Below are 12,513 nucleotides of genomic sequence, written 5' to 3' on the forward strand. Positions count from 1 at the left end.
AATAGTTCTTTGTTTGTTGCTTTATCTTCCTAATGTTTTCATTTTCTGTTTATTATACCGTTAAAACACCGTCTTTTTTCCATAAAATACCGTTTTTTCCACATTGAATTAACAATTAATATGCGGTTGATTGTTAACGTTTTGTAACCCTACTAACCCCGAAACGAAAACTTATGAGAAAAAATTTACGCAGTAAATTCATGCTGTTACCCCTGCTATTTTGGTCTTTTACGGCCATGGCACAAACAAACTATTATGTTGCCACAACAGGTGATAATGCCAACGACGGATTAAGTTCCGCAACTGCCAAAGCCAGTATCAGTGCCGCCATCAGCGCTGCATCTTCCGGTGATATTATTCATATAGGTGCCGGAACCTATGTTCAAACAACTACTATTCAGGTAAATAAGTCTGTTACCATTCAGGCATCAGGTTCTGTTACCATTCAAACAAGTGGTACCAGTTATCTTTTTCTGGTTACCGCACCTGCAGTTAGCATCCGCAACCTGATCATCACTAAAACAGATGATACACCTACTCAGAACATTATGGGTGTTCAAGCCAGCAATTTTGAACTCTCAGGATGTACTATTAGCGGGCAATATGCTATGACAGGTGGTAATGTATCCCGTGCACTGGAAGTATCTGGTGGACTAACCGGACTGAATATTCATGATAATACGATTTACAACCTTCGCCAACCTGGTTATATCAATAATAATGTAACAGGTGTTATAGCCAATAATATGGTTTATGGTACGCGTGGTTGGGTGGTTTTGTCTGATTGTTCAGTAAGTTTTACCGGCAACCAGTGGGGTAACGGGAATACCGCCAATTATTATGATATAGCCATATTAAATGCAACACTGAATAAATACACTGATATAGCCGCTATAAGTGCAGCCAATAATAACGCAGTTATTGAAAACCAGCACAGTTCTTATGGTTCACCCATTTTATCTGTTGTTTCTGTAAATGCAGCTTATGGAGGTGCCACAAAAAATGGTTCTGTTCGTGACCCATATAATACTATTACACAAGCTATAACAAGGGTTGCAGCCGGTGGTACTATCGTTGTAGCTCCCGGAACTTATACCGGTAACCATACTATTAATAAACAAGGTGTTACTCTTGTTTCTACCGGTGGGGCAAGTGTAACTTTTATTCAATCTGCAGTAATTGGTCAGAACACCGTTGCCATTAGTTCTGGTACAAATAATGTTACCATTGGTAAGCCTGGTAAAGGTTTTACCATCACTGGTTTCGATAGTAACGGACAGATTGAAACTGCTGCACTGTATTTATTGGGAAGTCATACCAACATAACCATCGAAGGCAATGAAATAGTTGCCAATGGTGAACATGGTATCGGTTCTAACTTTAATACGGCCATCAACAATATCGTCATTAACGGCAATACCTTTTCAGGTAAAACATTTGCCGGCGCAGAGCCAGGAGGCTGTGGCTCAAGCACACAATTTGCAGCGGGAAACAATGTGCCAAGACAACTGGTAGTATTAGGAGGTGGTAATACCGTAAGTAATTCAAAGAATGTTACATTCACCAATAACAAAGTAATTGGAACAACGGGTGGTTATAATAGTGCTTCTGGTTGTTACCAGGGTAATACACAAGTTACCATCGATGTAATCGGTGCTTTTATTTCGGGAAATATCTTTGATGGTACCACACCAACAGGATCTAATCTGCGCACCAGAGGGAATGCAACTTCTATCAGTTGTAATACTTTTTATAACAGAAACCTTGGTACTGCAGCTACCCATATTTTCTTCTTTGATCAGGACCCTTTAACCGGTGCTGTACCAAATAGCATTTATGGAGTATTAGAGTCAAATGCATTTCCAGGAGGTGGAAGTGGTTTTATAGCAGGTAATATCCCGGGAAATTCAGGTACTTATTTTATTTTCAAAGATTCTGCACAAGCATTACAGGTTAATGCAGCATTGGGCAGCGATCTGCCTATTGCAAATGGCTTTACCGGACTCGCTACCTTCCTTAAACCATTGTTTGATTACAGTGTAGTAAATGATGCCAATGCCTGTGGTGGTACTGTAGTACTTCAAGCACCTGAATCATATAGCGCCTGCGGTAACACAGCTTCAGTATCTAAAGATTTTCAAGGTAATTTCTTCCCGATAGGAACTACCAAAGTTACCTGGACCATTGCCGATATCAATGGTAATATCGATACGGCTGCTCAATATGTAACGGTTATTGATAATGAAGCTCCTGTTATTAGTGCCGTCTCACCCGCTTCATTATGTTACAATGCAACTGGTAATTATCAACTGCCTCAACTGGAAGTATCTGATAATTGCGGTATCTATTCTGTAAGTTATACTATAACAGGTGCTACTAACCGCACCGGCACCGGACTTAATGCCAGCGGTATTTTTAATGTAGGAAACTCTGTTGTTACTTATACTGTAATGGATGTGAATGGTAACACTAAAACAACTTCTTTCAATGTAACGGTTGGTGCCGCAACAGCTGCAACTTATACAGTAAGTAGTCCTGATGCATTCTGTAATCAATTGGTATTAACAGCCAACGGGAATGCTGGTGCCAGCTATATTTGGAAGAAAGGCAATACTACTGTTTCAACGCAGCAAGCCCTCAGCCTCGGATTAGCTGATGCAGACGGTGTGTATGAATTAACGGTAACCAGCTCAAATGGTTGCAGCGCAAACCCTGCTACCTATACTTATAACAAACAATCTATTGCAGGAAACTACACCATTCTTGTAGCAGACGACGTTAAACTCGGAGCAGGCAATAAAGTGCTTACCGGTAGTGTAGGTGTGATGAATGCAAATGGCATGGCTATTTTTGAACAGGGTAGTTCCGTAACAGGTGATGGCGCATTTGTAAAAGCACCTCGGGTGTACAAATACGGATTCGGCATCAATCTTCCATTGGTTATCCAGGGAAGGGCTTTTGTTACATTGCCTGCGATGAAGACCAATACCATGTCTACAAGAGGACTTCGTAATTATACCGTAAACAGAAATACTCAAGCTACGCTTACCAGTGATTATGCTGATCTTGTAATTCGTGAAGGTGCAAATGTTGTGCTTTCTGGGGATAATTTTAAATCGATCACTATCGGAGCTGGTGCAAGGGTATTGTTTACAGCACCTATTGTTTATATCGGAGACCTGATTGTTGATGCCGGTTCAACGGTTGCCAATACAATGGTTCGTTTTGCAAATGATGGGGAAGTAAGGATCAGTAATCGTGTAAACCTTCAATCAAATGTTCGGATCAACCCCGATCAGCGTAAGGTAACTTTCTATATGGGTGATGGTAATAAAGACGATGAGCGTTTTTCAATTTGTGGATCAAATATCCAGTTCACCGGTAATGTTTACCTGCCTAAAGGAATGATGCGTTTATCCGCAGAAAAAACCAGGCACAATAACAATACTTCCAATGTATTTATGACAGGGTTCTTTATTACCGAAGACCTGGAGAGCAATATTCCTAACGTTGTATGGAATAGTTATAATTGTAATAATGGACCTACGGTGGTTTCTACTGGTTGGACTTCCTCTCAGTTTGCCACAGAAGAAAGTAAGGAGAACAATGAACGCTTTACTGTTCAGGTAATGGGTAACCCATCTACCAGCTATTTCACACTGAAGCTGCAAAGCAGTAACCAGGCGCCTGTTCAGATTAAAGTAACAGATGCATCTGGACGTATGGTTGAAGTTCGTGCCAACAACAATGCGAACAGCACAGTTCAGATCGGGCATGATTTCAAACCGGGTATCTACTTTGCTGAACTGCAACAAGGCTCAAGCCGCAAAACAGTTCAGTTAATGAAACTGCGTTAATCCCCCTCGCCATACCAATTGCTTAACAAAAGAGTCCCGTCTGCTGACGGGACTCTTGCTTTATAGCCCAATAAGAGAGTTGGTCAATAGCTGCAGGCCACAAGCCACAAGCTGCAAGTTTTTTTTCTTGGTTTGTAACTTTTGCTATTAATAGAACACAGATTTTCATGATTTTCCAGATCCATCATGATAGATCATGAAAATCATGAAAATCTGCGTTCTATCCTACGCTAGACTTGTAGCGTGAAGCTTGCAGCTTGTAGCTGACTTCTTCACCTACAATTATTGTTTCTTAGTTTTCCAGTCATTTATATAATCCGCTACTGTAACCAATGGAGCAATCCAGATATCTTTTTCGTTTTGTTTAAGGTATTGCAGAAACTGGCGATGAGCACTGAGTGAAACATCCAATCCATTTCCACCGCCAACACCATGAAACAAAATAACAAGTAGGCTATTGGTTGATACAGCTTTTTTAACCCATTCAATCATATCTGCGGCTGAGTGGTTATTGACCATATAACAATCAACATTGTACAAATCGATTTCACCAATTTTATGCATTTCATTTCTTACAGCTCTGGCAGCCACGAAATCTTTCTTCATGGAATCGATAAATGAAACGTTGCCGATTTTCATGTCGCCACAAGTGTAGGCGAAAGTTCTTTTTGTTTTACCATCCAAAGATTGGAGGAAGAGATTCGTCATGCGTGCTTCGTCGATCATCCTTTGAACAGTATAATTGCGCAGATCGTATTCCGGTTTTACCCATTCTCTGCCAGTTCCACCAACACATGGATGATTTAATGTGTGGTTACCAAGTTCATGTCCTTTTTTGTCCAATGCTTTCCATTCATTCATTCTTTTCTGCATTGAATTTGAAAATGCCGTCACGTAAAAGCTGGCTTTTAAACCAAGAGAATCTAAAACTGGAACGGCATTGTCGAGGTGCTGGTCGATCGCATCATCATAAGTAATTACCACTGCACATTTTTTCCCTTGCCAGTTTTGTGCCGATAGAGATATGCTTGTGCATAGCAATAAAAAGAAGGTCAATTGTTTCATGGTAAGTAGATATAATGGTTTAATTATTCAGTACAATCGTAGTAACGCTATTGGCTGGTGCATCAAATGTGAGTTTTTTATCTGAAATAGCACCTGTTTTCTGCGACATAACAGATGCATCTGAACTGGTATATGTTACTGCATTTGTTTGGGTAATGCCATTAACCTGAACATTACCAATCGGGAACGCTTCCGGATTTATAACAACGATTACTACCTGGTTATCTTTTTTATAAGCAGATATTTTCAGGTAATAATTCAAAGTTGCATCGGTGCCGATACGTATAAAGCCTGGGCGTACAAATCGGGCAAAATGCGCAAAGGCAAAGCCTCTTTTTAATACGGCACCATTAGTAGTTCCTTCTTCTCCATCGCCAATAAAAGAATAAAATCTTTGCAGGTACCACCAGATATAAGCGTTCCAGTTACTCATCATCGCATCATGTACCGATACAAGCATCTTGATTGTTTCGCCCCATTTAGTCGCTTCTGAATAGGTGGTCCATTTTGGAGCGCCGGCATTACCTGTATTAAGGTTCATCAGGTATTCTGTCATCCAGATCTCTTTTTGTTTCTGTTCTGCCAGTGGAAACTTTGCGATACCGCTTCCATATATATGCCCGGCTACAATATCAATTTTTTGAGCCGCTGCATCATTTGATAGAATGGCATTGGTAAAATTCTGGTTGAAGTTCAATGATTCTGGTGCAGCTACTTTTGCACCGGTAATTTGTCCGGGTGCGTTTAAGAAATTAATCATTTCTTCTGCTGTCCAGTCGCAGGATTCATAAGTAGGCTGCCAGTCTGGTTCATTCTGAATGGAAACAACATCAATCGTAGCACCGTTGTTTTTCATATAAGCAATGAACTCATTGATATAATCTTTAAAGGCCGAATAGTTTTGAGGGAGAAGTCTACCCCTGATATCACTATTGTTATCTTTTAAGGCAGGTGGGGGAGACCATGGGCTTGCTAAAACTTTTACACCACGTTTATTTGCTTCTTTTACTGCCTCAATAATGATGGGCCATTCAGTTTTGTTGGAAGATAAGCGTACCCTAAAAAGACTAAGTCCAATTTCGTCCACCCCGGTGCCAAAAGCTTTCTGTGCTTCTGCAGGGGTAAGTGACTGTGTGCCCCACATCCTGTTGGCTCCACCAAATCCTGTAATGGTTTGATAAGTTGTTTGAGGAGATAAGCTTATGGTAACAGAAGGGGTGGAAGGCTGAGGTGCTGGTTTATTGTCGTTTGTTTTTTTGCACGCTGTGGTCAGGTACAGCATGCAAAGCATTAGTAAAAGGTTTTTCATTGCTCAAGGTTTATGATCGGAGGGGGGATAGGGGTTAGGTGTTAGTTATTAGGAATTAGTGTCTTGTGTTCAAACCACTACACCTAATACCTAACACCTAGCGCCTAACACCTAACCACTAGGTTTATTTCAATTCAAGTACCACTACACTAAAGGGAGGAAGGGTTACTTTTAATTCGCTTCCATTTAGCTGTGCCTTGTTAAATACGGCAGGTGATATGTTGTTTGGTTTGTCAAAAGTGTTATGATCCTGGATATTGGCCGAGCTAAGGATTCTTCCAGAAACTGTTTTGGGGTTAAGTCCACCAAGGTTTATGGTAATCGTTTGTTCTTTGGTAGCATGAATATTTACCAGTGACACATGCGTTGCCCCATTTTTATCTTTTGAAGCAGACACAGATACAGCTTGTAATTTTTTATCTCCCATCACATAATCTTCACTGTTAACTGTAACCGGAATCATTACTGCATCCTGGTGTACGTTATACATTTCCATTACATGGTAGGTAGGTGTTAATACCAGTTTCTCTTCTTTGGTAAGTATTACTGCCTGTAACACATTAACAATCTGAGCAAGGTTGGCCATACGAACCCTGTCGGCATGGTTATGAAATATATTCAATGATAAGCCGGCAATCATCGCATCACGCATGGTGTTCTGCTGATAAAGGAAATTTTTGTTGGTACCTGGTTCTACTTCATACCATCCGCCCCATTCGTCTACAATCAATGCTACTTTCTTTTTAGGATCGTATTTATCCATCACCTCACTGTTCTTAGAGATAAATCTTTCCATGCGCCATGCCTGTTCCATGGTGCGGAAATATTCCTGCTCAGGAAATTGTGTGGCCGAACCTTTTGCAGCCCAGTTGATTACTGAATAGTGATGTATTGAAAGGCCTTCGATTAATTTCAAGGGTACATCGCGCATTACTGTTTCTGTCCAGTTATAATCTTCTGATCCTGGTCCAACAGCTATCCTGAATAAATTCTCTGAATTGCCGTAGTTGGTGATATGTGTGGCATACTTACGATATTCCGCAGCATATTGACTGGCAGTCATATTACCGCCACAGTCCCATGATTCATTACCAACACCCCAGAACTTTACGTTCCATGGGGTACTGCGGCCGTTTTTAGCACGCATATCTGTGAGGTAACTGCTGCCATTGGCATGGTTTACATATTTCACCCAGTCTGATGATTCCTGAACGGTACCGCTACCCATATTGAGTGCGAGATAAGGTTCTGCATTGATCATTTCACAGAGTTCAAGGAATTCATGTGTGCCAAAACCATTATTCTCCCGAACATTACCCCAGGCAACATTCTCGGTATGTTTACGTGTGGCTTTTGGTCCGATACCATCCATCCAGTGGTAACCATCAGCAAAGCAACCACCTGGCCAGCGTAATACGCCTACTTTCAATTTTTTTAATGACTCAACGATATCCATACGGATACCATTTTTGTTGGGGATTTTATTGTTTTCACCAACATATAAGCCATCATATACACAATGACCAAGGTGTTCAGCAAAATGACCATAGATGTTTCTACTGATGGTATCTTTTGCTTTTGCGGGTTGCAATACCACAATGTTTTGCGCTGAAATAGTATTCATCAGGAATACAGTTGCAATAGCTAAAATGGATTTGGTTGTTTTCATCTGACTTGATTTATATGTGCAATAGGTTAGTTGTTTTTCTTTTCGTATGATAACATTTTACTCGCCCATGGAATAAAATGTTTGAAGTTTGGTGCGTCAGTATGTCCGCCATCATGTTGTCTCCAGGCCAGTTGTCCGTCTAATAGTCCCGTTAACACCGGGGGCATTTTTTCTTTCATATAATCGTTGGATACGCCGATATCTTTAGCACCCAATAATTTAAATACCGTGCCCGCTGCAACTGTAGCCATATAACTTCCTGTTTGGTCGAGCCATTTCGCATCACCTTTCTCTGGAATACCGTAACTGATAAAAGTTAGTCTTGGTGCTGCAAGTGCAATCAATTCATGTGAATCAACGGTAAGGTCGCATCCGGTTTTTGCACCGAAGCTCGATTCAGATGCGCCATACCTTAAATAATTGCCCGCCATCCAATGGTATTCTCCTGATCCGGTAAGACTTTCTACTGCCTCGCCAAAAACGCGTCTATGTAATGTTGCACCGCCTTTGCCAGAAGAACCAATGAGTCCAACGGCGAATCTCTGGTCGAATGCAAGTGTTACCAAAGCCGCTTTGCCATATCTTGATACACCTTCGATGCCAACTTTTTTTGCATCTACCAAATTATCTGTTTCAAGGTAATCTAATGCGCGAGATGCACCCCATGCCCATGCTCTTAATGAGCCCCAGTCTTCTGGTTTACGTGGCTGTCCTTTATTCACTAAACCGATAATACCTTTTGTTAAGCCAGCACCATTATCTGCCTGTATGCTATTGGGGTCAATAGTCAGGTATCCCCATCCGGCAGCGAGTAATTGCTCAGTAGGAGATGGGTCACCTGCAGGTGGAGGTGCAAATGGATTTGCGCCAGCCAGACGTGTGATAGGTGAATAAGCTGGATAACGATCAAATATCGCTTTCATGGAAGGATCATTTTTGATCATCAGATCTTTGAATGCTTCATTGATCTTAGCCAGATCAGCAGGTGAAGGCTGTGCTGGTGCCGGAAAAGAAGGGAAACCAAACATCATCAATACAGGTACGGGTCCTTTCACATTTGTTGGTACTACCAACATTGCATTGATGTCTACATTTACTAAAGGATATTCACTATTATCAACATGACCAACCAGTTGTTTTACGATGGCGGGAGTTCTTCCAATAAATTCCCTGTCAGTAACTTTTACAGTCCAGGAAACATTTGGAATTTTCGATGGTAACTTACCATAAAGTTCTTTTTCAATTGCAGCAACCAATTCAGGCCTTCTGTCTTTCCACCACATATCTGCACTGGTTACTTTTTTACCAGCGTTGGTAGTAAGTACATCCGGTAATTCCGGACAAGGGTTGGCTTTGCTTTCATCGTAGTTGGCGTGATTGGGCGCATTTTCATTTCCACTCGGACCAGGCCTGAGTTGTTTGATGCCGAGTTGCTGCATCATGTTTTGCTGGTCTTGCTGTGCAGTAAAATTTACCGGTTTAGGGTATTTACTGCTGTCGATGGAAATGCCTTGTGCCTGAACAATGACGCAAGACAAAATGCCCATCATAAAACTATTCAGTTTAATTGTATGCATCGATTTTAATTAAGGTATTACTGATCTGTTCTAAATGGTGATGCCGGTAACCCTTCCTTATTGTATAGGTTGGGATGCACAGGGTTGTCGGCCCATGCATAACGTACATACATCGGTTGTTTGATTTCATCACTCCATACAATGACTTTATTCCCTTCAATTTTTGCTTTTGCCCAAACAAACTTTTTATCAGCACCGGCAATGGCAAAGTCTCCGGGAGCTTCTTCGTCATTCGTTATTAATCCAGATCCAACATGATCAAAGCTGATGATGATTTTATCTGATTCAACCGTTGCGCTTTTATACAATGGACCTGAGTAAACAATATTTTGTCCATAGGCCAGTTTCAATGCACCCAATGCCATTCTTTCTCCTACATCTTTTTTATTGTCAGGATGTATATCATTCCATTCGCCGAGGTCTATGGCTACAGCCATTGCACTATTAGGAGCACTAAGGGCTTTGAGTTGAGCTTCTCTCAGCATTGCCCAGCCACTTTCAGAAGGCAGGTAGTTGTAATCCATAAATCCTGGTAACTGTACATACAGGAATGGGAGTGTGCCCTGGTTCCATTTATTGCGCCAGTCGTTCATAAGCGCAAGCATCAGTTTTTCATATTCCTGGGGCTTGCCTGCATTACTCTCGCCCTGATACCAGCAAAATCCTTTGATGGTATATTTTATTTCCGGAGCAACCATGGCATTATATAATGCGGCAGGTTGATTTTGTGCGTTGATACCACCGCCACCAAATCCTCCGCCTCCGAAAGGTCTGTTTACTAATCCTACTTTATACTGCCAGTAACCCTTTAAATCAACTGTATCCGTACCTGAAAAAATGCAATAAGGTTTATCGGAAACAAATCCTCCTTTACCATTTGAGTTCGTAACACGGATAACAAAAATATTTTTGCCGGCTTTTAATAATCCGGCCGGAACAGGATATCTGCGTTGTGGGTATTGATAGGTTGTATTGCCTACCTGTTTACCATTTATGTAGAGTTCATCAGCATCAACAATTCTTCCAAGAAATACTTTTGCTGCTTTTCCTGCCATTGAAGCTGGTATATCTATTTCGCGACGATACCATACCACTCCATTCAAATCTTTCACACCCTGGTCTTCCCAATACCCAGGAATGTTGATGTTTCGCCAACCCTTCGGTATATAATTAGGGTCAAACCATTTTAATGGCCCTGCCATACCAGCATCAACGGGAGGGGCGGGTCTGTTACCAAAACCACCAGGTCTTCTGTTTAAACTATTGAGATAGGCGGTGTCTTTATTTTTTTGGATAGTAGCATATAAGTTGCTAATATCTTTTAATCCTTCTTCACTTGTCCATGCTTCTATAGGAGTACCTCCAACACTTGCATTGATAATGCCTATAGGAATTTTGTACTGCTGATAAATTTTCTTTGCAAAGAAATAAGCCACTGCAGAAAAGGGACGAATATCTTCACCAACAGCAGACTTCCAGAATCCGGATGGAAGATTTTCCTGTGGGCCGGCTAAACTTGTAAGTGTAGGGATCCAGAATTGTCTGATTTCAGGATTATTGGCTGTGGCAATTTCGTTGGCATAAGTAACATCATGAATGTTTAACTGATGCACCATATTAGATTGCCCGCTGCAAAACCAGACATCTCCGATGAGGATATCTTTCAACACGATTTTATTTTTACCAGCTAGTTCCATGGTATATGGACCACCCGCTTTCATAGGAGCTAATTGAAAGATCCATTGTCCGTTTGCATCAGCTTTTGCCTGGTATTTTTTACCGTTAAAACTTGCGCTGATATTTTCTCCCGCAGATGCCCAGCCCCATATATTTACTTTAGCGTCTCTCTGCAATACCATACTATCTCTTACCAGTTGTGGTAATCTGATCTGGCCAAATATTGCAATAGAGCATAAGCAGTTGACAATAATGAAGAGTGTTATTCTTTTCATATTACTTGATCTTTTTTAGAAATTGATTTCCGCCAAACCTTTCCCAATAGAATCCTTCTACCACATCCTGATTGAGCTGGAAGTAGAGATTGAAGAACTCGTGTGTGGCATAAAAATGATGGCTTGTATTAGCGAATAGTTTGAATTTGTTTTGCGGGTTATTATACCAGTATAGTCCATCTGCCTCTGCTTTTAATTCAACAGTTCCTCCATTTGATATCTGGTAAGTTCCTGCATATTTTTTCAATTGCTCCGTTGTGAATGACAAAGTCTGTCTTTCAAAAATGTATTGTAACCCCCTTGTATAGGTCTCGGATTTTGTTCCTGAATGACCTGTGTTTTCCAAAACTTTGGAGCGAATAGAAACGTTGGGGTAATGTTTGTTAATTAAATAAGCTGCCATATTTTCAAAGCCAGTCTTTCCTCTTTCCACATCCCCAACAGTCATATATAAACGTACCGGTGTATTAATTTTCTTTTCAGCAAATGCTTTTTCATACTTAGATAACACATAGTTGTCCCAACTAATGGCAGGACTTGCGGCTGCATATCCTGTAAACATTTCTGTATGAGTTAACATTGTATATATCGAAAATAAGCCTCCCAAAGAGCAGCCCATTAATATCCGCTCGTTTTGGCTGACACGATAATTTTTTTCCATGAAGGGAAATAATTCTTCTTTCATGAAGGATAGAAACTTATCTGCACCACCACTTTGTATTAGCCTCCCTTCACGTGTTGGGGTATAGTCTCTAGCCCTTAAGCTGTCTGGGTTTGGATTTTTACCTCCCCATGTAACACCTACTATAATCAGTTCAGGTATAAAGCCATCATAATAAATCTGGCCATATATCGATTTTACCAATGGGAAATCCCATTGTGCATCCATGAGGTAAACGACGGGATATTGTTTTTTACTTTTTGTATAGTTCGACGGCAATAAAACCTGTAATTCATATTCCTGACCTTGTACAATAGCAGACTGAATAAAACGTGTTTCTGACCCGGGGATGGTAACGGGTTTATACTGTGCTTCTGCAGCAACAACACTGAGTACTGCTATGTAGGTCAAAAATTTTCTCAT

Annotated in this window: 7 protein-coding genes; 1 reads left to right on the forward strand and 6 read right to left on the reverse strand. The window is 40.9% G+C overall.

The genetic code is table 11. From position 1 onward, the window contains the following. Positions 1–173 precede the first annotated feature (173 nt). Positions 174–3,857 (forward strand): T9SS type A sorting domain-containing protein, encoded by a 3,684-nt coding sequence (locus ACH30E_RS16005; RefSeq protein WP_490825631.1) that lies wholly within the window; start codon positions 174–176, stop codon positions 3,855–3,857. A gap of 282 nt (positions 3,858–4,139) precedes the next feature. Here ACH30E_RS16005 and ACH30E_RS16010 read toward each other — a convergent pair whose 3' ends face one another. The 6 genes from ACH30E_RS16010 to ACH30E_RS16035 all read right to left on the reverse strand — a co-directional run bounded on the left by ACH30E_RS16010 (position 4,140) and on the right by ACH30E_RS16035 (position 12,513). After that, positions 4,140–4,922, reverse strand: coding sequence for a polysaccharide deacetylase family protein (locus ACH30E_RS16010; RefSeq protein WP_490825632.1), 783 nt, complete (start codon positions 4,920–4,922; stop codon positions 4,140–4,142). Positions 4,923–4,941: 19 nt separating this feature from the next. Further along, positions 4,942–6,231 carry a glycoside hydrolase gene (locus ACH30E_RS16015; protein ID WP_490825633.1) on the reverse strand — a complete coding sequence of 430 codons (1,290 nt, stop codon included), beginning with the start codon at positions 6,229–6,231 and terminating at the stop codon, positions 4,942–4,944. A gap of 124 nt (positions 6,232–6,355) precedes the next feature. Further along, complete coding sequence (locus ACH30E_RS16020) at positions 6,356–7,900, reverse strand: alpha-N-arabinofuranosidase (RefSeq protein ID WP_490825634.1); 1,545 nt, start codon at positions 7,898–7,900, stop codon at positions 6,356–6,358. A 26-nt stretch (positions 7,901–7,926) separates the two neighbouring features. Then, on the reverse strand, positions 7,927–9,477 hold the full coding sequence (locus ACH30E_RS16025; protein WP_490825635.1) for a glucuronyl esterase domain-containing protein: 1,551 nt from the start codon (positions 9,475–9,477) through the stop codon (positions 7,927–7,929). Positions 9,478–9,494: 17 nt separating this feature from the next. Continuing rightward, entirely contained in the window at positions 9,495–11,429 is a 1,935-nt protein-coding gene (locus ACH30E_RS16030; RefSeq protein ID WP_490825636.1) for a sialate O-acetylesterase, read from the reverse strand. A 1-nt stretch (position 11,430) separates the two neighbouring features. Continuing rightward, positions 11,431–12,513, reverse strand: coding sequence for an alpha/beta hydrolase-fold protein (locus ACH30E_RS16035; RefSeq protein ID WP_490825637.1), 1,083 nt, complete (start codon positions 12,511–12,513; stop codon positions 11,431–11,433).

Source organism: Sediminibacterium sp. FW305-C-61 (genome assembly GCF_058231065.1).

Coding starts and splice junctions, on each gene's coding strand:
- ACH30E_RS16005 (WP_490825631.1), top strand. CDS start 174: ATGAGAAAAAATTTACGCAGTAAATTCATGCTGTTACCCCTGCTATTT.
- ACH30E_RS16010 (WP_490825632.1), bottom strand. CDS start 4,922: ATGAAACAATTGACCTTCTTTTTATTGCTATGCACAAGCATATCTCTA.
- ACH30E_RS16015 (WP_490825633.1), bottom strand. CDS start 6,231: ATGAAAAACCTTTTACTAATGCTTTGCATGCTGTACCTGACCACAGCG.
- ACH30E_RS16020 (WP_490825634.1), bottom strand. CDS start 7,900: ATGAAAACAACCAAATCCATTTTAGCTATTGCAACTGTATTCCTGATG.
- ACH30E_RS16025 (WP_490825635.1), bottom strand. CDS start 9,477: ATGCATACAATTAAACTGAATAGTTTTATGATGGGCATTTTGTCTTGC.
- ACH30E_RS16030 (WP_490825636.1), bottom strand. CDS start 11,429: ATGAAAAGAATAACACTCTTCATTATTGTCAACTGCTTATGCTCTATT.
- ACH30E_RS16035 (WP_490825637.1), bottom strand. CDS start 12,513: ATGAGAAAATTTTTGACCTACATAGCAGTACTCAGTGTTGTTGCTGCA.